The 21122-nt window shown below is 62.9% G+C and carries 18 protein-coding genes; 8 read left to right on the forward strand and 10 right to left on the reverse strand.

The annotated features are described in order from the left end of the window. Positions 1–3: 3 nt before the first annotated feature. The 3 genes from JN756_RS12375 to JN756_RS12385 all read right to left on the reverse strand — a co-directional run bounded on the left by JN756_RS12375 (position 4) and on the right by JN756_RS12385 (position 3171). Entirely contained in the window at positions 4–954 is a 951-nt protein-coding gene (locus JN756_RS12375) for a PDR/VanB family oxidoreductase (protein ID WP_046383957.1), read from the reverse strand. 29 nt (positions 955–983) lie between these two features. Further along, positions 984–2045, reverse strand: coding sequence for a Rieske 2Fe-2S domain-containing protein (locus tag JN756_RS12380; RefSeq protein ID WP_046483772.1), 1062 nt, complete (start codon positions 2043–2045; stop codon positions 984–986). Between the two features lie 247 nt (positions 2046–2292). Next, on the reverse strand, positions 2293–3171 hold the full coding sequence (locus JN756_RS12385; RefSeq protein WP_079443503.1) for a LysR family transcriptional regulator: 879 nt from the start codon (positions 3169–3171) through the stop codon (positions 2293–2295). Positions 3172–3301: 130 nt separating this feature from the next. Here JN756_RS12385 and JN756_RS12390 point away from each other — a divergent pair, with 130 nt between their 5' ends. The 8 genes from JN756_RS12390 (at position 3302) to JN756_RS12425 (ending at position 13692) form a co-directional block, all read left to right on the forward strand. Then, positions 3302–4183: an alpha/beta hydrolase family protein gene (locus JN756_RS12390; RefSeq protein WP_046383954.1), complete on the forward strand. Its 882-nt coding sequence runs from the start codon at positions 3302–3304 to the stop codon at positions 4181–4183. Between the two features lie 183 nt (positions 4184–4366). Further along, positions 4367–5950 (forward strand): ABC transporter substrate-binding protein, encoded by a 1584-nt coding sequence (locus tag JN756_RS12395; RefSeq protein WP_046383953.1) that lies wholly within the window; start codon positions 4367–4369, stop codon positions 5948–5950. A gap of 9 nt (positions 5951–5959) precedes the next feature. Continuing rightward, a complete protein-coding gene (locus JN756_RS12400; RefSeq protein WP_046383952.1) occupies positions 5960–6901 on the forward strand; it encodes an ABC transporter permease in 942 nt (313 codons plus the stop codon). Continuing rightward, positions 6898–7776: an ABC transporter permease gene (locus JN756_RS12405; protein ID WP_169881419.1), complete on the forward strand. Its 879-nt coding sequence runs from the start codon at positions 6898–6900 to the stop codon at positions 7774–7776. Before JN756_RS12400 ends, JN756_RS12405 begins: the two co-directional genes overlap by 4 nt. Before the next feature lie 2 nt (positions 7777–7778). Next, positions 7779–9404, forward strand: a complete 1626-nt coding sequence (locus JN756_RS12410; protein WP_079443504.1) for an ABC transporter ATP-binding protein — start codon at positions 7779–7781, stop codon at positions 9402–9404. Positions 9405–9532: 128 nt separating this feature from the next. Beyond that, positions 9533–10813, forward strand: coding sequence for an OprD family porin (locus tag JN756_RS12415; protein WP_201022127.1), 1281 nt, complete (start codon positions 9533–9535; stop codon positions 10811–10813). A 110-nt stretch (positions 10814–10923) separates the two neighbouring features. Further along, on the forward strand, positions 10924–12255 hold the full coding sequence (gene aptA, locus JN756_RS12420; RefSeq protein WP_046383948.1) for an omega-aminotransferase AptA: 1332 nt from the start codon (positions 10924–10926) through the stop codon (positions 12253–12255). Between the two features lie 18 nt (positions 12256–12273). Further along, on the forward strand, positions 12274–13692 hold the full coding sequence (locus tag JN756_RS12425) for an aldehyde dehydrogenase family protein (protein ID WP_057005588.1): 1419 nt from the start codon (positions 12274–12276) through the stop codon (positions 13690–13692). A gap of 148 nt (positions 13693–13840) precedes the next feature. On the opposite strand, the gene JN756_RS12430 is transcribed toward JN756_RS12425, so the two are convergent. The 7 genes from JN756_RS12430 to mhpB form a co-directional block, all read right to left on the reverse strand. Then, positions 13841–15112: an OprD family porin gene (locus JN756_RS12430; protein ID WP_046383946.1), complete on the reverse strand. Its 1272-nt coding sequence runs from the start codon at positions 15110–15112 to the stop codon at positions 13841–13843. A 75-nt stretch (positions 15113–15187) separates the two neighbouring features. Then, positions 15188–16393, reverse strand: a complete 1206-nt coding sequence (gene mhpT / locus JN756_RS12435; protein ID WP_201022128.1) for a 3-(3-hydroxy-phenyl)propionate transporter MhpT — start codon at positions 16391–16393, stop codon at positions 15188–15190. Positions 16394–16477: 84 nt separating this feature from the next. Further along, on the reverse strand, positions 16478–17488 hold the full coding sequence (gene dmpG, locus JN756_RS12440; protein WP_250690874.1) for a 4-hydroxy-2-oxovalerate aldolase: 1011 nt from the start codon (positions 17486–17488) through the stop codon (positions 16478–16480). 10 nt (positions 17489–17498) lie between these two features. Then, positions 17499–18434: an acetaldehyde dehydrogenase (acetylating) gene (locus tag JN756_RS12445; RefSeq protein ID WP_250690875.1), complete on the reverse strand. Its 936-nt coding sequence runs from the start codon at positions 18432–18434 to the stop codon at positions 17499–17501. A gap of 32 nt (positions 18435–18466) precedes the next feature. Further along, positions 18467–19273: a 2-keto-4-pentenoate hydratase gene (gene mhpD / locus JN756_RS12450; protein WP_201022131.1), complete on the reverse strand. Its 807-nt coding sequence runs from the start codon at positions 19271–19273 to the stop codon at positions 18467–18469. Between the two features lie 14 nt (positions 19274–19287). Further along, positions 19288–20151 carry an alpha/beta fold hydrolase gene (locus tag JN756_RS12455; RefSeq protein ID WP_017847920.1) on the reverse strand — a complete coding sequence of 288 codons (864 nt, stop codon included), beginning with the start codon at positions 20149–20151 and terminating at the stop codon, positions 19288–19290. Positions 20152–20168: 17 nt separating this feature from the next. Continuing rightward, entirely contained in the window at positions 20169–21122 is a 954-nt protein-coding gene (gene mhpB, locus JN756_RS12460) for a 3-carboxyethylcatechol 2,3-dioxygenase (protein WP_201022132.1), read from the reverse strand.

Raw genomic sequence — 21122 nt, forward strand, 5'->3', positions numbered from 1 at the left:
CTTTCAGAGATCGAGCACCAGCAGCGGGGTTTTCGCGCGCGAGCAGCAGGGGGTGAACTGGTCGTTCAGCGCTTGTTCCTGCTCGGTGAGGAACAGGTCGCGGTGCTCCGGTATGCCTTCGAGCACGCGGGTCAGGCAGGTTCCGCAAATCCCTTGTTCGCACGACACGGCAATCTCGATACCGTGGCTTTCCAGGACCTGGACCACGCTCCGGTCGGCGGGTACGTCGAAGACCTGGCCGCTGCTGGCGAGCTTCACCGAAAACCCTGCGTCGAGGCTGCTGTCCAGCGGCGCCGCAGCGAAGTATTCGCGGTGCAGGCATTCCTCCTGCCAGCCCTGGGCCCGAGCGCTGTCGAGCACATGCTGCATGAAACCGCCGGGGCCGCACACATACAGGTGGACGTTGGCGTCGGGCGCCGCCAGCACCTGGGCGGTGTTCATTGCCGTATGGGGCTGCTCGTCGAAATGCAGGAACACGCGTTCGGCGAACGATGAGTCCTTGAGGCGTTGCACAAAGGCGGCGCGTTCACTGGCGCGGGCGCAATAATGCAGTTCGAAGTCAGCTCCGACATGGGCCAGGCGCTCGGCCATGCACAGGATCGGGGTGATGCCGATGCCGCCGGCGAACAGCAGGCTGCGTCGGGCTTCGTGCGCCAGCGGGAACAGGTTGCGCGGTTCGCTGATCTGCAGGCGGGCGCCCTTCTGTATGTGTTCGTGCAGGCAACGGGAGCCGCCACGGGAGGCCGGGTCGTTGAGCACGCCGATCAGGTAGCGATGCCGTTCTTCCGGGTGATTGCACAGGGAATATTGACGGACCACGCCGTCGGGCAGGTGCACGTCGATATGCGCGCCAGCGCTGAAGGCCGGCAGCGCCTGGCCATCGACGCGGGCCAATTCAAAGCTGCAAATGTCCTGGGCTTCGTTGTTGCGGGATACCACCACCACATCGATCATGTTCAGTCCTCGTAGCGTTAGCGCGCGGTTCAGGCGCGGGTCGTGGTGATCAGTTGCGGTGCGAGGGCGCGCTCCTTGGCGATCAGCCGTTCGAGGACCTTGCGTGACTGCACGCCACCGGCATCGATATTGAGCTTGAGCAGATTGCGCGTCGGGTGGGCCAGCAGGTTCTGTTGCTGGCGTTCAAGCATCTCCAGGTCTTCGCTGAAAATCTTGCCCTGGCCTTCGCGAATGCTGGCGGTCAGTGCCTGGTCCTGAGGGTTGAAGTTGCGCGCCATGCCCCAGAAGTACCAGATCGATGTCTCGGTTTGCGGGGTGATGAAGTCCACCACGATGCTCGCGGCCTTGTGCTCGGGCGCGGCGTGGTAGCCGCCCTTGCCGGCGTGGGCCACGCCGACTTCGATCAGCACATGGCTGGGCGGGGTGAAGCGGCAGATCTGCCAGCGGTCCACCGGCACGTCATCGGCGAGGTTATTGCCACGCAGGGCCATGCGCCAGAACGGCGGGGCCATGATGTTTTCCATGTGGCGGGCGGTGACGACTTCATCGCCTTCGACCGTGGTCACGGGCGGCGCTTCGTCGATTTCCTTCTGGCCGATGCTGGAGGCGTGGACGTAGGTTTCGTGGGTCAGGTCCATCAGGTTGTCGATCATCAGGCGGTAGTCGCACTGGATGTCAAACAGACCGCCGCCATAGGCCCACTGGTCGCTCACGGCCCATTCCAAGTGGTGGATCAACGCCGGGTCGGCCAGGGCCTGATCGCCGGGCCACACCCAGATGAAACCGTAGCGTTCCACCGCGGCGAAGGTCTTGTTGCAGGGAAACCCGCGCACCCGCTGCCCGGGCATTTCGACGGTCTTGCCGTCGTCCCCCATGACCAGGCCATGGTAGCCGCAGACCAGCTTGCCGTTCTCCACATAGCCCAACGAGAGCGGCGCGCCGCGGTGCGGACAGAAGTCCTCGACAGCCACGACGGCGCCTTCCAGCCCGCGATAAAACACCATTTTTTCCCCGCATATCTGCCGACCCAGCGGCTTTTGCGCGATTTCATCGGGGGTGCAGGCGACATACCACGTGTTCTTGGGGTACATGGTGACTCTCCAGGCGAGTGATTGTTCTTATTTAATGGATCCATTAAATGAAGTGCGTCACTTGGAGTCAACCTGTGGTTCGGCAATGTCGAGATTTATTTGGGCGATTATCGATCACTTTTTATTTACTGGATCCATAATGCGCGCTTGCCTGGCTGCCACGCCGTGCGGCCCGAGCACCTCGCCGCTCACGCTGGACAACGCCGGCGTGACGGCGCGGAGCGTTTGCAGGGCCCTGGGCGCAGGCTTACTCGGTGTTTGTCGCCATCAGAAAGTTGCGTACTTCACCGGTGATATGGCTTTTGCTGCCTTGTTCGAGGATGCCGACCGTTCGCTGCTCCACCGCACCCGGTAACGCCAAGACACGCAGCTGTGGGTCGTGTTGCCAGTCGAAGTTTCTGAGCAGCGGAATAATCGCGATGCCGACGCGTTGTCGGACTAGTTCCGCGATGCCGATGATTGAGTTCAGTTCAAGGATCTGCTTGGGCTCGATCGCTTCCCGTCGGAAAAAACGCTCCACTTTTCGGCCCACGGCGGTGGTTCTGTCATAGCGAATGAACGGCTGTGTCCTGAGCAGTTCAATGGCATCGTCGGTGCCCTGCGAGTGGGTTGCGCTGACCAACAACACCAACGGTTCTTCGTACAACCTTGTCCAGCTCAAGCCTTTGAAGTCCTGGCGTGTGGCCTCGATCAAGAGCGCGGCATCCAGTTCTCCGGTGAGAACCCGGTGCGCCAGTTCGTCCGAGCGCGCGGTCACCAGGGTGACGGACACCTTGGGATAAACCTCCTTGAGCCTGACCAGGCAGTTGGCGAGCAAGCCCATTGCCGAGGTGATCCCGCCGATCGTCACATCGCCTTCCATCGTGAGGTCAGTATCGTCGCCGGCGACCATGGCCGCGTAATCGTCGACCAGCTTCTTGGCTTTGGGCAGCAACAGCAGGCCTTCACGGTTGAGCTTGACCTGACGCTGGCTGCGATCGAACAGAGGGCGCCGGATCTCATCCTCGAGCGCACGCATTTGTTGCCCGACGGCGGCATTGGTCAGGGACACTCGATCTGCCGCGGCAGCAAAACTGCCGTATTGCGCGACGGCAATGAAGGTTTTCAGAAAACGGATGGTACTCATTGGGTGTTTCCGACGGGTTCAGTTCCAGGGATGGTAAAGGGTTTGTTTATATTGGATAAAGGTAATTTAGATTTTCTTTCGTCTGGCGCGGCAGAATACTGGACGCTGTTCTGGAAGCAGCGATGACCCTATGAAAAGCCAGTCGAATGAAGCAATCAATCCCGCCGCCGATGCAGTGGCGAGCCAAGCCGCCAAGAGTGTTTATCACCTCGGTGCCACGACGGTGTACTCGCACACTGCCGATAGCCGTTTTGCCTACACGCTGTATGTACCCGCCTCGATTGAGGACCCTGAGCGCCCGGTCGACCTCGTGGTGTCGTTGCACGGCTCAACCCGGGCCATGGAAATCTACCGCAATGGCTTCGCCGAATTTGGTCGTTGGAACGATTGTGTGATTCTGTCGCCACTGTTTCCGGTGGGGGTGCTGGGAGATGGCAACGGCGACGGTTACAAGCAATTGGTGGAAGGCGATATCCGTTACGACCAAGTCCTGCTGGACATGGTCGCCAGCGTCGGCCAGAAGTACAACCGCCGCTTCGATACGTTCGCCCTGTTTGGTTACTCCGGTGGCGGACAGTTCAGCCACCGGTTTTGTTACCTGCACCCCGAGAAGCTGTGGGCCGCCTCGATCGGTGCGCCAGGCTCGGTGACCTTGCTGGACCCCAAGCAGAATTGGTGGGTCGGTGTGCGCGACTTCGAGACCCGGTTTGCCAAGCCACTGGACCTCGACGCCCTGCGTCAGGTGCCGATTCATATGGTGGTGGGCGAGGCCGACCTCGAAACCTGGGAAATCACTCACCGCGAAGGCGGCAAACATTACATGCCCGGCGCCAATAGCGCCGGTTGCACGCGGCCTGAACGGCTGGCGGCACTCAAGGCGAGTTTCGAGGCTCAGGGGGTCAAGGTGCGTTTCGATGTGCTGCCCAATGTGGCTCATCAGGGGATCAAGGCGATGCCGGCCGCCCAGGACTTTTTCGCCGAGGTGCTGCGAGTTCGTCGCGGCCGGCGTTGATCGATACCGCTGTAAAGAGGTGCAAGGGGCGCAATTGACGTCCCTGATGATTGCGTTGGTATCTGACAAAAGTACGCGCGATCGGTTGCTATAAAAATAATCACGACCTACCCATTCCGCTCCCGGCCCTGCCCATGGCTTAGTCCATCGACCGGAAAATTTTGTTCAAGGAGTCTTTCTCCCATGCATCACTACGTCAAAAAAGCCCTGTATTTCGGCGTGCCGACCCTCAGCCTGTGCCTTGCCGCCCTTACTCTGCAAGCCGGCGAACCGAGCCTGATCAAGGTTGGCTTCAACGGTGATATCCGCAGCACTGAACCTGGGGTCAATCGCGATGAAAACTCCGATGCGTTCATCATGCACATCGTCGAAGGTTTGGTGGCCTACCGCGAAGATGCGTCAGTCGGGCCGATGCTGGCTAAAGACGTCACGATCTCGGACGACGGGCTCACCTATACCTTCACCCTGCGTGAAGGGGTCAAGTTCCAGAACGGCAAGCCCCTGACCGCCGAGGACGTAAAGTGGACCTGGCAGCACTACCTCGACCCGAAAACCCAATGGCGCTGCCTGCCGGAGTTTGATGGGCGCGGGGTCTCGAAAATCCTCGACATCTCGGTTCCGGAACCACTCAAGGTGGTGTTCCGCATCGATAAGCCCAACGGCGTGCTGCTGGCAACCATGTCCCGGCCCGACTGTGGCGGCAGCGGCATCGTGCATCCCGATTCGGTCGCGGCCGATGGCACCTGGATCGCGCCGATTGGCACCGGTCCGTTCACCCTCGGTCAGTGGAAGCAAGGCCAGTACGTCGAGTTGAACCGCTTCAAGGACTACACCCCGCGCGCCGAAGCGAAGCCGGACGGCTTTACCGGGAACAAGCAAGCGTTCGTTGACCGCGTGCGGTTTGTGGTCATCCCGGACGCCGCCTCGGCCAAGGCCGCACTGCTTTCCGGCGGTGTCGACGTACTGCCGGACGTGACCGCAATGGATGAGGCGGAGTTGAAAAATGTCCCCGGCATGCAGGTACGCACCAGCCCGGTGATGACGCTCGGCGGGCTGCTGTTCCAGACCCGTGACCCGTTGCTCGGCGACGTGCGTATTCGCCGCGCCGTGGCGCTGTCGCTGGACTATTCGCAGATGGTCGCAACGCTTTCCAATGGCCTGTCCACCGTCAACAACTCGATCATTCCGACCACCAGCGCGTATTACGACGCGACGGCGCATACGGGTTACCCCTACGACCTCGACGAGGCCCGGCGCCTGCTCAAAGCGGCGGGTTACCACGGCCAGCCGATCAAGCTGATCGTCAACAAGCGCTACCCGCAGATGTTCGACATGGGCGTCTTGAGCCAGGCAATGCTCCAGGCTGTCGGGGTGAATATCGTGCTCGAAACCCTGGAGTGGGGCGCCCAACTGGAGCGTTATCAGAGCGGCAACTTCCAGATGATGGCGTTCTCGTATTCGCCACGCTTTGACGCGGCGCTGAGCTATGAGTCGGTGACGGGGAACAAAGACAAGGAACCGCGCAAAGTCTGGGACAACCCCAAGGCACTGGTGTTGTTGCGTGAAGCCCAGAGCGAGTCCGTCGCGCCAAAACGTCAAGCGCTGTTCGATCAATTGCACACGCTGATGCTGGCCGATGTGCCAATGGTGATGATTTACAACGGCACCAGTATCGGTGTCGTAAAAGCCGGCATCGAGGGCTATCGCTCCTGGCCGATCTCTAAACCGCGCCTGTGGGGCGTGTCGCTGGCGGCAACATCAAAGTAGGGCGTTCCCATGTTTCGATTCATATTGCATCGGCTGGGGATGGCTGTGCCCACCCTGTTGCTGATATCGGTGATGGTGTTTGCACTGATCCGCTTCATCCCCGGTGACCCTGCATTGTTGATGCTGGGCGACATGGCGGATGCCCAGAGCCTGGCACAAATGCGCAGTTCGCTGGGGCTGGATCACTCGGTGGTGACCCAATACCTGATCTGGATAAAGTCAGTGCTCAGCGGTGACTTGGGGTTCTCCATCAGCACGCGACAAGCTGTATTGCCGCTGTTGCTCGAGCGCTTCAGTGTCAGCGCGACGATTGTACTGGTAGCGGTTGCGTTGGCCACGCTGATTGCCGTGCCGGTGGGCCTGTTTGCCGCCTGGAAGCAGAACAGCGCGATGGACCTGGGGCTGGTGGCCGGCGCGACGTTGTTGTTGTCGATTCCCAGTTTCTGGCTCGGCCTGCTGCTGCTGTACGCCTTCGGGATCAAGCTGGGCTGGCTGCCGGTGGTGGGTTATGTGACGTTTGCGGATGATCCGCTCAAGGCGATCACCTATCTGGTGCTGCCGATTGTCACCCTGACCCTGGTGGAGTTTGGCGCCATCGCCCGCATGGCCAGGGCCAGCACGATTGAAGTGCTGCGCCTGGACTATATCGCCCATGCCCGCGCCAAAGGCTTGTCCGAAGGTGCGGTGCTGTGGCGCCATGCCTTGCGCAACGCCTTTGCGCCCACCTGGACGTTGGTGGGCTTGATCCTGGGCAACCTGCTCGGCGGCATTGCGGTGCTGGAAACGGTGTTCACATTGCCGGGTGTCGGGCGCCTGATGGTGGACTCGATCTTCGCCCGGGACTATCCGGTGTTGCAGGGCTGCTTGCTGCTGATTACCTGTATCTACGTGCTCGTCAACCTGTGTGTCGACCTGCTGTATCCGCTCTTCGACCCGAGGGTGAAGTTATGAGTGCCAAGCGAACGCTGCCAGCTGAGCCGGCGCGGAGTGTCGAGGCGCCGGCCCGACGCGCCTGGCGTTACCCGCCACTCAACGCCCTGATCGGCGGGGGCTTGTTACTGATCCTGATCGGCATGGCCTTGCTCGGCCTGGTCTGGACGCCCTACGAACCGTTGCGCCTGGATTTGCTCGCGCGGTTCCAGGCGCCGAGTGCGGCGCACTGGCTGGGCACCGATGAGTTCGGTCGCGATGCCTTGAGCCGGATGATGATGGGGGCGCGCACCAGCCTGTGGATCAGCCTGCTGTCGGTGAGTTTCGCAGTGGTGGCCGGAACGCTGATCGGCATGCTGGCCGGTTACCTGCGCGGCTGGACCGACCGGGTGCTGATGATGCTCAACGACGCCTTGCTGGCATTCCCCGGGATCCTCATGGCCCTGGGGATCATGGCGATCATCGGCGCCAGCCAGTACGGCATCGTTCTGGCCTTGGGGATCGCCTATACGCCGTCGGTGGTGCGGGTGGTGCGCGGCAGTGTGTTGTCGCTGCGCGAACTGGAGTTTGTCGAAGCCTCGCGGGTGATCGGCAACTCCGAGTTCTACACCATGCTGCGGCACATTGCGCCCAACTGCCTGGCACCGTTGTGTGTGTTGGCCACCAGTATGTTCGGTTGGGCCTTGCTCTCGGAAAGCGCCTTGAGCTTCCTCGGGCTGGGTGTACCGCCACCGGCGGCCACTTGGGGCAGCATGTTGGCGGCCAGCCGGCCTTATATCGCATCGGCTGCCTGGCTCGGGATCTTCCCCGGCCTCTTCATCAGCCTGGCACTGCTTGCCATCAACCTGTTCGGCGATGCCCTGCGCGATCGTCTCGACCCGCGCATGAGGAAATGATCATGACTGTTCCTACTGCCTTGCTGTCTGTGCAGCACCTGAAAATCCGTGCGGGCGTGCAAGGCCAACTGGCCGTCGACGACCTGAGCTTCACAATGGCCCCGGGCGAAATCGTCGCCCTGGTGGGCGAGTCGGGCAGCGGTAAAACCATGGCCGCACGCGCAGCGATTGGCTTGCTGCCGGCCCCGATGCAGGTGTGTGGCGGACGTATCGAGTTCAAAGGCGTAGCGCTCGACAGCCGCGACGCTCCCGCGATGCGGCGGGTGCGTGGCGCGCAGATCGGCATGGTCTTCCAGGAGCCGATGGTCTCGCTCAACCCGTCGTTGACCATCGGCCGGCAAATGAGTGAGGCCCTCAAGCTGCACACCGACCTGGACGCGGCCGAAATCCGTCGGCGTTGCCTGCAGATGCTGCAACGCATCGGCATCAAGGACGCCGAGCGCTGCCTGGCGTCATACCCGCACCAGTTTTCCGGCGGTATGCGCCAGCGCATCATGCTGGCCTCGGTGATGCTGCTGCGTCCTGCGTTGTTGATCGCCGATGAGCCAACCACGGCCCTGGACTGTCTGGCGCAGTTGGACGTCATCGAGCTGATGCTGGAGCTGACCCGCGAGCAGGGCACGGCGATTCTGTTCATCAGCCATGACTTGTCGCTGGTTGCGCGTTATGCCCACAAGGTAGTGGTCATGCGCAACGGCAAAGCGGTCGAGCAGGGCGGCATCCAGGAGATTCTGCTGGCACCGCGCGCCGACTACACCCGTCAGTTGCTGGAGGCCTTGCCCAGTCGTGGCGTGCTGGCGCCATTGCCGCCCGCCAACGGGCCGTTGCTCGAAGTCCGAGGCGTGTGCATCGAGCACCCGGGGCCGCGTTCGTTCTGGGGCAAAAGCCTTCCAAAACGCGTGGTGCATGGGGTGGACCTGAGCATCGCGCCTGGCGAAACCCTGGCCCTGGTTGGCGGCAGCGGGTCTGGCAAGACTACCTTGGGGCGGGCGGTGGTGGGGTTGGTCAACCCCTGCGCCGGGGCTATCCGCTTCAAGGGCGTGGACATCCTCAAGGCCGCGAACCGCGTACACCGGTTGCAGTGCCAGATGATTTTCCAGGACCCGTATTCCTCCCTCGATCCGCGCATGAAAATTGGCCAGATTCTGGCTGAACCCCTGCGCCACGAGCCGGGCATGAGCCCCGCGCAACGTCGGCAGCGTGTCGCCGAAACGCTGGTGGATGTCGGGCTTGCCGAACATTTCGTCGAACGCTTTGCCCACCAATTATCCGGTGGGCAGCGTCAGCGCGTGGCAATCGGGCGGGCACTGGTGCGACGTCCGCAGTTGGTGATTGCCGACGAGCCGATTTCGGCACTGGACATGACCATTCAGAAACAGATTCTGGAGCTGTTCGAACGCTTGCAGAAACAGTACGGCTTTGCCTGCCTGTTCATTTCCCATGACCTGGCGGCGGTAGAGCGTATCGCCCATCGCGTTGCCGTGATGAACCAGGGCGAAGTGGTCGAGATCGGCGACCGCGACGCGATTTTCGACACGCCGCAACACCCTTACACCCAGCAGTTGTTGGCTGCCGCCAGCCCGCTGGAACGACTGGCTGGCGGAGGCTATCGCATCCGCACGCGCTAGGCATTGCTTCACCCAGGACCTGAACGCTGTCCCGCCTCGCGTCAATCGCCGATTGACGTGACGGGCAACGCCATGCCCGAAGAAAACAAAAACATCACCCAACCCCCGTACTGCCAGGAGCCAGCACCATGAAAAACACCATCACCCATGTCGTCACCGGAGCAGGTCTGATCGGCGCCGGTTTACTGCCTGCGTTCGCTCAGGCGGATTTTATCAAGGACAGTCGTGCGTCACTGGAACTGAAAAACTACTACTTCAACCGCGACTACCGCGAAGGCACGGGCCAGTCCCAGCGCGCGGAATGGGCGCAGGGCTTTCTGCTTAACCTGCAGTCTGGTTTCACCGAAGGCACCGTCGGTTTTGGCCTCGACGCCGTCGGCATGCTCGGCTTGAAACTCGACTCGAGCCCCGACCGTTCCGGTTCAGGCCTGCTGTCGCGCAACAGTGAGCCAGAACCGGGCAAACCCAGCTACGCCCGGCGCGCGCACGACGAGTATTCCAAGTTTGGCGTGACCGGCAAGGCGCGCTTTGCCCAGAGCGAGTTGCGGGTCGGCTATATGGTCCCGGACCTGCCGACATTGCAACCCAACCTCAGTCGCTTGTTCCCGCAAAGCTTCAGCGGTACCGCGTTGACCTCCAAAGACCTCAGCGGGCTGACGATCAGTCTCGGCCAGTTGGACAAGGTCAAGCAGCGTGACTCGACCGACTACGAGGACATGGGCCTGACCAGCCAGTCCGGGGCCTACAAAAGTTCGGCCAAAAGTGACCGGTTTCGTTACGCCGGCGCGGATTACAAGCTCGGCGCGAACACTTTGGCCAGCTACCAGTGGGCGCAACTTGATGGCCTGTACAAACAGCAATACCTGGGTCTGAAAAACAGCTTCGGCCTCGGGCCCGGGACGGTGAAAACCGACATCCGTTACTTTGATGCCAGCCAGGATGGCGCGGGGTTGGCGGGCAAGGTGGATAACCAGGCGCTGAGCACGCGCATCGGCTACAGCCTGGAGGGCCACAGCCTCAGTGGCGGCTATCAGGCGCAATACGGCACGACGCCGTTCACTTACGTCGACGGCACTAACACCTACCTGTTCACCGAATACCAATTGAGTAACTTCTCCCAGACCGGGGAGCGCACCTGGCATGCCCGCTATGACTACGACTTCGCCGCGCTGGGGGTGCCCGGGCTTCTGTTTTCGACGCGCTATGCCAATGGTGACAACGCCAAAGTCAAAGGCTTCCAGGGCGAGGGCCGGGAGTGGGAACGCGACTTCAGCCTCGGCTATGTGGTGCAGAGCGGGCGCCTGAAAAACGTCTCGCTGCGTTGGCAGAACGCGAGTGCGAAAAGCAACTACACCCGTGACACCAACGAAAACCGCCTGATCCTGGGCTACACCCTGGCGCTCTGGTAGGCGTCGATGCCATGCACTGCCGTAGGCGCCGGCTTGCCGGTGCCTACAACCGATCTGCGTTGTGCTGTGCGGATTGAGGTTTTTTCATCACCGATCATCAAGGAGCGCCCATGAGCGATCTTTCCGGCAACACCCCTACGCCCCAGGCCGCCTCGGCGTTTTGGGCGCCGTTCACACCGATGCGCCAGTTTCAAAAGCAGCCGATGATGTTCGCCAGCGCCGAGGGCATGCATTACACCACCACCGATGGCCGCCGCATTCTGGATGCCATGGCCGGTCTGTGGTGTGTGAATGCCGGCCACGGCCAGGCCCGAATTGTCGAGGCGATTCGCGAATCGGCCGGGCGCCTGGACTTCGTGTCCTCATTCAAAATGAGCCATCCCCACGCGCTGGAAATGGCTGAGCGCTTGATCGCCATTGCCCCGGCCGGCATCGAGCAGGTGTTCTTCACCAACTCCGGTTCCGAAGCGGTCGACACCGCGCTGAAGATTGCCCGGGCCTACCATCAGGCGCGTGGCGATTGCCGCAGGACCAAGTTCATCGGGCGTGCCAAGGGCTATCACGGCATGGGGTTCGGCGGCCTTTCGGTGTCTGGGCTGGGGCGTCAGAAGCGCGATTTCGGGCCATTGCTGGGGGAGGTCTCGCACCTGCCCTTGCCGTATGACGCGAGCATGCGCTTTACCGCGGGCCAACCGGCCACTGGCGTCGAATACGCCGATGCGCTGACGCAGCTGTTGGAAGTGCAAGACCCGAGCACGGTGGCGGCGGTGATCGTCGAGCCGGTCACCGGTTCCGGCGGTGTCTATCCGCCGCCACAGGGGTATTTGCAGCGGCTGCGCGACATCTGTACTCGGCACGGCGTGCTGCTGATCTTCGACGAAGTGATCACCGGGTTCGGTCGTGTCGGCGCAAGCTTCGCCGCGCAGGCGTTCGGCGTCACTCCGGACCTGATCACCACCGCCAAGGGCCTCACCAACGGCGCGGTGCCGATGGGCGGCGTGCTCGTCAGCGGGCGGGTCTATGAAGCCTTTATGGCCGGCCCGGAGAACGCTATCGAATTGATGCACGGCTACACCTATTCCGCCCATCCGCTGGCCTGCGCGGCCGGCCTGGCGACGCTGCGGGTGCATGAGGAATTGGGGATCAACCAGCACGTGCTGGCGGTCAGCGATCTCTGGCAAGCGGCCGCGTTGTCGCTCAAAGGCGTCGGGCCGGTGGTGGATGTCCGCGCGATTGGCTTGCTGTGTGCTGTCGAGCTGCAAGCGTTGCCAGCCGCGCCGGGTGTCAGGGGCGCGCAAGTGGCGCAGTGGTGTTTCGATCACGGCGTGCTGGTACGGGGCTCGGGTGACACCATCGTGATCTCGCCGCCGCTGATTATTTCCCCGGAGCACATCGCGCAGGTATTCGAAACCTTGCGCGAGGCGTTATGCCAGGTTGCGTGATTGAGTCGAGGAGCGGTTATGACGGATCTATTGGATTTTTACATCGACGGGGCCTGGGTCAGGCCCGATAGCCAGGTGATCGAAGCCGTGATCGATCCGTCCAGCGAGCAGGTGGTTGCGCGGATCATCCTGGGCAACGAACGCGACGTGAACCGTGCGGTGGCGGCGGCCAAAGCGGCATTCGCGAGTTTCTCCGCGACCACGCCCGAGCAGCGTATCGAACTGCTCGAGAGGATCATCGACGGCTATCAGCGGCGCAGTGAGGCGTTGGCTCTTGCGGTGCATCAGGAAATGGGCGCGCCGCTGTCACTCGCCAGAACGGCCCATGTGCCGGCGGGGCTGGGCCATCTGGTGCGGGCCCTGGAGGTGTTGAAGCGCTACCCGTTCGAAACAATGCTGGGAAGCTCGCGGGTGATGCGTGAGCCGATTGGCGTGTGTGGCCTGATCACCCCCTGGAATTGGCCGCTCAACCAGCTCACCTGCAAAGTCGCCCCGGCGCTGGCCGTCGGCTGCACGGTGGTGCTCAAGCCCAGTGAGCGCGCGCCGCTGTCGGCGCTGATTTTTGCCGAGATTCTGCACGAGGCCGGCGTGCCCCAGGGGGTGTTCAACGTGGTCAATGGCGACGGTCCGGGTGTCGGCACGGCGCTGTCGCAGCATGCCGATATCGACATGATCTCGTTCACCGGCTCGACGCGGGCGGGTATCGCGGTGGCCAAGGCGGCGGCGGATACGGTCAAGCGAGTCGCCCAGGAACTGGGCGGCAAGTCGGCCAATATCCTGCTCGACGATGCCGATCTGCCCAGCGCGGTGCGCCATGGGGTGTTGGGTTGCATGCGCAACAGCGGCCAGTCGTGCAATGCACCGACCCGCATGCTGGTGCCGCGGGCGTTGCATGCCCAGGCGGTCGCAATCGCCTGCGAGGTGGCGGCCCAGGTGTGTTTCGATGATAGCCGGCCTGCCACGGCCATCGGGCCGGTGGCCAACGTCATGCAGTTCAATCGGGTCCAGCAGTTGATCGAGCAGGCGCTGTGCGAAGGCGCGTTGCTGGTGGCCGGTGGAACAGGGCGCCCAGACGGCGTGACGACAGGGTTCTACGTCAAACCGACGATTTTTGCCGATGTCGAGCCGCACATGAGCATCGCTCGCGAAGAAGTGTTCGGCCCGGTCCTGGCGATCATTCCGTATGACAGCGAGGAGCAGGCGGTGCGGATCGCCAACGACAGCGTGTACGGGCTGTCGGGGTACGTCACCTCGTCGGACCGCGAACGCGCCAGGGCTATCGCTCGACAGTTGCGTACCGGCATGGTCCATCTCAATGGTTGCAAGGCCGACCAGGACGCGCCTTTTGGCGGCTACAAACAGTCCGGAAACGGGCGGGAATGGGGGGTGTTCGGGTTTGAGGAGTACCTGGAAACAAAGTCAGTGTTTGGCTATTAGAAAGGAACAGGTTGGGGCGCCCCGATGAGCACCTGGCCGCGACGCGGGGTAACCCGGCCCGAGGCCGGGTTTGTGTTGCTCCAGAAGGCCTATGCGACGGCCACATTTGAACGATCCGCCCAGCCCAGGTGAATCACTGGGCGGTCATTCACCATAGCTTCCAGGTGTAATCGACATTCACCCGTAGCTCATTGTCGTCCCGATGGCTGGCCTGGGCGGCGAAATCATTACGGTACCATGCGTTGCGCACGCGCAGATTCAGGCCTTTAAGGGGTGTGCTCTGAAGCACATAGTTCAGTTCGATATCTTTTTCGCTTTCCTTCAGGTTGCTGCCGCCCAGTTTGGGTAACTCAATGTTGTCGCCGCTGACGTAACGCAGCATGCCATTGAGCCCGGGCAAGCCCAGCGCGGCAAAGTTGTAGTCATAGCGCACCTGCCAACTGCGCTCCTTGGGGTTGAGGAACTCCGAGCTCAGCGTGCCTTCGGTGATGACCAACGGCTCGGTGCCGAACAGGTAAGGCATGGCGGTCTTGCCGGTCAGTTGCATGTAGCCGGCGCCGAATTTGTGCGCGCCCAGGCTGTACGTCAGCATCAGGGCGGCGTTGCGATTGTCCACGGGGCCGGCCTTGGCGGCACCGTTTTCACCGGTGACGAACAGGCGCACGTCGCTTTTCAGGCGGCCGGGGCCCATCGGGCGATTGTCGACGAAACCGTAGAAATCCTTGCGATAAAGGTCAGCCAGTTCGGCGTGGTAGTACTTGAGCGTCAGTTGCGGCGACCAGGCATAGTCGCCGCCGAGGAAGGTAAAACGGTCGGATTCGGCGGCGCCATTGAAGCGGCCGTTGGGCGAGGCTACCGACATTTTCTGGTAGTGGGTGGAGTCGCGCAGGTTGATGCGGTCGAGCCAGCCGACGTGCAGGGTCAGGTTGTCGATTTCCTGGGACTTGAGGTACGTGCCGCGGAAGGTCTGCGGCAGCAGGCGGGTAGGGCTGGCGAAGGCGATTGGCAGAAACGTGCTGATGGTCCCCAGTTGCAACTCGCTCTTCGAGGCCCGGGCCTTGGCGGTCAGGCCCAGCTCCGAATATTCGCTGGCCGGTTCACGGGTCTGGTGGTTGTACGGTAGCAGGCCGGTGCCCGTGCGTGCGGGCGAGGAGTCCAGACGTGCGCCCAGCAAACCCTGGGCGTCCAGGCCGAAGCCGACAGGCCCTTCGGTATAGCCCGAGCGCATGTTGAGAATGAAGCCCTGCGCCCATTCGCGGGCAGCCGCCTGCGGCGTGGCGTTCACGTAATTGCGATCGAAGTAATAGTTGCGTATCACCAGATCGGCCTGGCTGTCGTCGACAAAACCGGCGGCGCAGGCCTGGTCTACGAAAAAAACGCAGGTGCAGGCGCTGACGCCCCGAAAGAAGTTCCTGAGCATGGCAGTGTTCACTTTTATTGTTGTAGGGGTAAGCCCCGCGCCATCGTGGCGCGGAAGGCGAGTACGGATTGGCGCTCAGTCAGCCGGGCAGCGGTTGCGGCGCAGCGACAGGTAAAACATCGCCAGCGCGGCGATGACAATGCCGGGTGCCGAGGCCATCATCACGCCCGTGGTGCCCGTGCCCAGTGCGAGCATCTTGCCGGCCACCAACGGGCCGCTCATCGCACCCAACCGGCCAATGGCGACGGCGCTGCCGACGCCCGTGGCGCGAATTGACGGACGATAGAAATGCGGGGCCAAGGCATACAGCACACATTGCCCGCCCGTGGCGAAGAACCCGGCGACGAAGCCGGCCGCCAGCATGCTGTGCCATTGGGTGGCCATGCCCAGCGCAGTCAGTGCCGCGAGGATGCCGAGGTAAATCAGCGCCGACAACGCCCAGGCCGGCAGGCGATCCATGACCCAGCCCAGCAACAACGTGCCGGCCGCCGCGCCAAATTGCAGCGCGAGCATCACCCAGCTGGCCTGAGAACCGCTGAAGCCTTGGCCGACCAACAGGCTCGGCAGCCAGTTGATCAGGATGTAAACCACCATGAGCGTAAAGAAGTAGCTGACCCAGATCATCACGGTCGGCCATGCCGCGCCCCCGCGGAACAGCCCGCTGGCCACACTGATCGGCGCGGCGTCGCGCACGCTGCGAAACGCCGCGGATTCCGGCAGATAAACCCCCAACAGCGGCACGATCAGCAACGGCACGATACCGCCGACGTAGAACACCACTTGCCAGCCGCCGGCCAGTTGCGCGATGCCAATGCTGGCCGCCAGCGCCGCGCCCAGGGGCACGCCGCAATACATCAGGCTCACGGCGCTGCCACGCAGGCGCGGGCCAGCCACTTCACTGGTCAGCGCGATCAGGTTAGGCAGTGCCGCGCCCAGGCCGACGCCTGTGAGGCAGCGCGCAACCAGCAGGCTGTTGAAGTCCCAGGCCATGGTCGTGACCAGCGAGAACAATCCGAATAGGGCCACCGAGGCCATCAACACCCGTTTGCGGCCAATGCGATCAGCCAGCAAACCGCCGAGAAACGCTCCGGGCAGCAGGCCGAAAATGCCGGCGCTGAAGACCCAGCCCATGTGTAGTTTGTCCAGTTGGAACGCTGCCGCCATGCCTTGGGCGGCGATGCCCGAGGCTTGCAGGTCGAGGCCTTCCATCAGGGCGACGAGGAAGCACAGACCAATGGTCCGCGCCATGTACAACGGTGTCAGCACGTTTAGCGATGTCATGGGAAATACCCGTTTTATTGTTGTAATGGGCACAGCAAAACCGTCCGGCCGCTGCGTGGGCGACCGGACGGGGGGATGCACGGTTCAGCGTTTGAGCAGGTCCAGCGCGACGTCGACGATCATGTCTTCCTGACCACCGACCATGCGGCGTTTGCCCAGCTCGACGAGGATGTCCACGGTCTTCAAACCGTACTTGGCCGCAGCGATTTCGGCATGGCGCAGGAAGCTCGAATAGACCCCGGCATACCCCAGCGCCAGGGATTCGCGGTCGACCCGCACCGGCCGATCCTGCAACGGCCGCACGATGTCGTCCGCTGCGTCCATCAAGGTGTAGAGGTCGGTGCCGTGGTTCCAGCCCAGGCGTTCGGCGGCGGCGATGAACACTTCCAGCGGCGCGTTGCCGGCCCCGGCGCCCATGCCGGCAAGGCTGGCGTCGATGCGGTCGCAGCCTTCCTCGACCGCAGTGATCGAGTTGGCCACGCCGAGCGAGAGGTTGTGGTGGGCGTGCATGCCGGTTTCGGTGTCCGGCTTGAGCACGGCCTTGAACGCACGGAAGCGATCACGGATGTCCTGCATGTTCATCGCGCCGCCGGAGTCGGCCATGTACACGCAGGTGGCGCCGTAGCTTTCCATCAGCTTGGCCTGGGCGGCGAGCTGCTCGGCCGGGATCATGTGGCTCATCATCAGGAAGCCGACGGTGTCCATGCCCAGTTCGCGGGCGTATTCGATGTGCTGTCTGGAGACGTCGGCCTCGGTGCAATGGGTGGCGATCCGCACCACGCGGGCACCAGCGTTGTAGGCCGCCTTGAGGTCATGCACGGTGCCGATGCCGGGCAGCAACAGCGTGGTGATCTTGGCGTGGCTGATCACATCGGCGGCGGCTTCGATCCATTCCAGGTCGGTGTGCGCGGCGAAGCCGTAGTTGAAGCTCGAACCTTGCAGGCCGTCGCCGTGGGCGACTTCGATCGAGTCGACTTTCGCTTTGTCCAGGGCACGGGCGATGTCCTGCACGTTCTGCAGCGAATACTGATGACGCACCGCATGGCTGCCGTCGCGCAGGGTCACGTCGGAGATGTAGATTTTCTTACCGTTCATGTCGCTCTCCTCAGGCCTGTTGCATCGACTGCGCCATGCGCTCGGCGGTAGCCAAGGCTGCGGAGGTCATGATGTCGAGGTTGCCAGCGTAGGCCGGCAGGTAATGGGCGGCGCCTTCGACTTCGAGGAACACCGAGGTTTTCAGGCCGGAGAATTTGCCCAGGCCGGGGATGTTCAGCGGCGCGTCTGCCGGGATCACGTCGAACTGCACGTTTTGCTTGAGGCGATAGCCCGGCACATAGGCCTGCACGGCCGCCGCCATCTCGACGATGGAGGCTTCGACCAGCGCCTGATCCGCCGCTTCGGACAGCACAAACACCGTGTCGCGCATGATCAACGGCGGCTCGGCCGGGTTCATCACGATGATCGCCTTGCCCTTGGCCGCACCGCCGATGACTTCGATGGCCTTGGACGTGGTTTCGGTGAATTCGTCGATGTTGGCGCGGGTGCCGGGCCCGGCGGATTTACTCGCGATCGAGGCGACGATCTCGGCGTAATGCACCTTGGCCACGCGCGACACCGCGGCGACCATCGGAATGGTCGCCTGGCCGCCGCAGGTGACCATGTTGACGTTGAGCTGATCGAGGTTCTGCTCCAGGTTCACCACCGGCACGCAGTACGGGCCGATGGCTGCCGGCGTCAGGTCGATCAGGCGGATGCCGGGCTTGATCCTGCGCAGGAACGCATCGTTCTGCACATGCGCGCCGGCCGAGGTGGCATCGAAGACGAAATCGATGTGCTGGAACACGTCCATGCGGGTCAGGCCTTCGACGCCTTCGTGGGTGGTAGCCACGCCCATGCGCTGGGCGCGGGCGAGGCCGTCGGAGGCCGGGTCGATGCCGACCATGACCGCCATTTCCAGGTGTTTGGCGTTGCGCAGGATCTTGATCATCAGGTCGGTGCCGATGTTGCCGGAACCGATGATGGCGACTTTGAGTTTATTCATTGTTATTGCCTCATATGCACGCAAGTCGCCGATTACTCGGCGCGACTGTCTACCGAGAAGTTCACGCCGACCCGGCCGATGCCGTCGATCTCGGCCTCGAACCGATCACCGGCAGCGACCGCCACCATCGGCCCCAGCGCGCCGGTGAGAATGATGTCGCCGGCGCGCAGCGGATCGCCCAGGCGCGCCATGGCGCAGGCCAGCCAGACCGCCGCATTGAGCGGGTGACCAAGGCATTCGGCGCCACTGCCGCTGGACACTTCTTCGGCGTTGCGGGTCATCCGCATGCTGGCCTGGCGCAGGTCGAGCCCATCGAGACGTCGAGCCGGGCCACCGAGTATGAAGCAGCCGCTGGACGCGTTGTCAGCCACGGTATCGACGAAGCGGATGTTCCAGCCCTGGATGCGACTGCCGACGATTTCCAGGGCCGGCACGACCCAGCCGGTGGCCGCCATCACGTCGGCGAATGTGGTGTCGGCGCGGGGCAGGTCGCGTTCGAGGATCAGCGCGATTTCAGCCTCGATCTTCGGTTGCAGTACGCGGCCGCTCGGCACGGTGGCGTTGTCGCCGTAGCACATGTCGGCAAACAGGGTGCCGAAGTCCGGCTGGTCCACGCCCAGCTGGGCCTGGACCTTGGGGTTGGTCAGGCCGATCTTGCGCCCGACTACGCGGCGCCCGTTGGCCACGCCGTGGTCGACGTTGAGGCGCTGGATGGCATACGCGGCGGCGGCGTTGTCTGCACCGATCCGCTCGCGCAGCGGCCCGATGGCTTCGCCGTGGTCTTCGGCCTGGCGCAGGTCGGCGGCGAGTTGTTGCAGGGTGTCTTGAGTCAGCGTCATGTCAGCCTCGATGATCAGTGGGTCAGGAAGTCCAGGACCATGCGGTTGAACTTCTCGGCGTGTTCCCACTGCGCCCAGTGGCCGCAACGGTTGAACACGTGCAACTGCGCCCGGGGCAGGCCGGCCAGCAGGCGCAAGCCGGTGTCCATCGGCACGAAGCGGTCCTCGCGGCCCCAGACGAGCAGGGTGTCGGCGCTGATTTCGTGCAGGCGGTGGCTGAAATCCGGAAATTGCTTGGGGTTGAGCGTGCTGCTCTTGACGAAGTTGTCCAGGTGATCGCGGCGCGACAGGATGTTGTCCAGGCGGGTCTGGAATAGTTCGTCGGTGAGGCCGCTGGCGTCGAAAACGAAGACATTCATCATCTTCTTCAGGTTCTCGATGGTCGGGTCGCGGTACAGCGCGCCGATCAGCTTGATGCCTTCGGTGGGCTGCGGCACGAAGGCACTCGGGCCGCCGGTGCCGCCGCCCATCAGGATCAGCTTGCCGATCCGCTCAGGGTATTCCAGGGCGAAGGCGACGGTGCTGTGGGCCCCCATCGAATTGCCGATGATGTGCACGCGCTCCAGCCCCAGCACATCGAGCAGGCCCTTGAGCGCTTGGGCATTGAGGTTCGAGCGCGAGCCTTCGCTGACGATCGTGTCGCTTTTGCTCCAGCCGGGGCAATCCATCAGGATCACGCGAAAACCGGCATTCACCAGCGGCTCGATATTGCGATTGAAGTTGGCCCAGCCGCTCGCGCCCGGCCCGGAGCCGTGCAGCATGACCACGGTGTCGGCGCCTTCGCCAAGGTCGTTGTAGTGCAGTTGCAGGTCCAGGTCGCCTTCCTTGATACGGGCAAAGCGGCTGGTGGAGGCTTCACTGAAAGCAGTGGCAGTCATGGCAGTGTTCCTTGAATTCATGGGTGAGGGGGCAGCGGCTGTGCGCCAAGCGCACCGAAACCTGCGATCCACTCGGTAATCGGGCGGTAGTAGCGGCCTTCGGTCTGATACGGGCCGAAGGCACTCAGGGCCGCGAAGGCGGCGACCCAGGTTTTGACTTCATGGGTCGACTTGCCGGCCAGCGCCGACAACGCGTCATTGCCCAAGCTGTCGAGGTCGCGCATGCGGCCCTGTTCGAGGCTGTCGAGAAACTGCTGATCCCAGGCCGGGTTCAGCGGGTGCAGGCTGTTCGGGTCTTCGACGAAAGCGCGGGCGGCTTGAATCACCCGGTTCTGGCGGGCCTGTCGTTCATCGGCGGGGAGCTGACGCCCGCTGCCCATCAGACGGTCAGCCATGCGTGCGTCGACCTTGGCCAGTTCCGGTACCGGTGGCTGATGGGACAAGCCACCGGAGGCCAGGAACAGCACACGTTTATCCAGCGCTTTGGCCCATTGGCCGATCGCTTCACCCAACAGTCGGGCGCGTTTGAAACTCGGCAGCGGCACCGCCACCGAGTTGATAAACACCGGAATCACCGGGCAGCGCTGCAAGCCGCCGAGCAACAGTTCCAACGGTTGCGCGAACCCATGGTCGACCTGCATGCGATACGACACCGCGGCATCGACACCGGCATCCAGCACCGCCTGGGCGCAGGATTCGGCCAGCGCTTTGGGCACGTCGAGCGGGCCGGCGGCGGTGTCGAAATCGCCAATCGCGTGGGCCGCCATGCCGATGCAAAAGGCCGGCATCACGTCGTAGAAAAAGCCGTTGTAATGGTCGGGAGCGAACAGCACCACCAGCTGCGGGTCGAAGCGGGCGATGCGCTCGCGCGCGGCGTCGATCACGCCGTCGACTTCAGCCAATACCTGCGGCGCCGGATCGACGTAGCCCACCAACGGCGTATGAGACAAACAATGCACAAAGGCGCTCAT

The organism is Pseudomonas sp. Y39-6, from assembly GCF_023651955.1.
GTDB classification, from domain to species: Bacteria; Pseudomonadota; Gammaproteobacteria; order Pseudomonadales; family Pseudomonadaceae; genus Aquipseudomonas; species Aquipseudomonas veronii.

Coding starts and splice junctions, on each gene's coding strand:
- JN756_RS12405 (WP_169881419.1), top strand. CDS start 6,898: ATGAGTGCCAAGCGAACGCTGCCAGCTGAGCCGGCGCGGAGTGTCGAG.
- JN756_RS12400 (WP_046383952.1), top strand. CDS start 5,960: ATGTTTCGATTCATATTGCATCGGCTGGGGATGGCTGTGCCCACCCTG.
- JN756_RS12390 (WP_046383954.1), top strand. CDS start 3,302: ATGAAAAGCCAGTCGAATGAAGCAATCAATCCCGCCGCCGATGCAGTG.
- JN756_RS12385 (WP_079443503.1), bottom strand. CDS start 3,171: ATGAGTACCATCCGTTTTCTGAAAACCTTCATTGCCGTCGCGCAATAC.
- aptA (WP_046383948.1), top strand. CDS start 10,924: ATGAGCGATCTTTCCGGCAACACCCCTACGCCCCAGGCCGCCTCGGCG.
- JN756_RS12375 (WP_046383957.1), bottom strand. CDS start 954: ATGATCGATGTGGTGGTGGTATCCCGCAACAACGAAGCCCAGGACATT.
- JN756_RS12455 (WP_017847920.1), bottom strand. CDS start 20,151: ATGACTGCCACTGCTTTCAGTGAAGCCTCCACCAGCCGCTTTGCCCGT.
- JN756_RS12445 (WP_250690875.1), bottom strand. CDS start 18,434: ATGAATAAACTCAAAGTCGCCATCATCGGTTCCGGCAACATCGGCACC.
- mhpT (WP_201022128.1), bottom strand. CDS start 16,393: ATGACATCGCTAAACGTGCTGACACCGTTGTACATGGCGCGGACCATT.
- mhpB (WP_201022132.1), bottom strand. CDS start 21,122: ATGAGCGCCTTTGTGCATTGTTTGTCTCATACGCCGTTGGTGGGCTAC.
- JN756_RS12415 (WP_201022127.1), top strand. CDS start 9,533: ATGAAAAACACCATCACCCATGTCGTCACCGGAGCAGGTCTGATCGGC.
- JN756_RS12425 (WP_057005588.1), top strand. CDS start 12,274: ATGACGGATCTATTGGATTTTTACATCGACGGGGCCTGGGTCAGGCCC.
- mhpD (WP_201022131.1), bottom strand. CDS start 19,273: ATGACGCTGACTCAAGACACCCTGCAACAACTCGCCGCCGACCTGCGC.
- JN756_RS12380 (WP_046483772.1), bottom strand. CDS start 2,045: ATGTACCCCAAGAACACGTGGTATGTCGCCTGCACCCCCGATGAAATC.
- JN756_RS12430 (WP_046383946.1), bottom strand. CDS start 15,112: ATGCTCAGGAACTTCTTTCGGGGCGTCAGCGCCTGCACCTGCGTTTTT.
- JN756_RS12395 (WP_046383953.1), top strand. CDS start 4,367: ATGCATCACTACGTCAAAAAAGCCCTGTATTTCGGCGTGCCGACCCTC.
- dmpG (WP_250690874.1), bottom strand. CDS start 17,488: ATGAACGGTAAGAAAATCTACATCTCCGACGTGACCCTGCGCGACGGC.
- JN756_RS12410 (WP_079443504.1), top strand. CDS start 7,779: ATGACTGTTCCTACTGCCTTGCTGTCTGTGCAGCACCTGAAAATCCGT.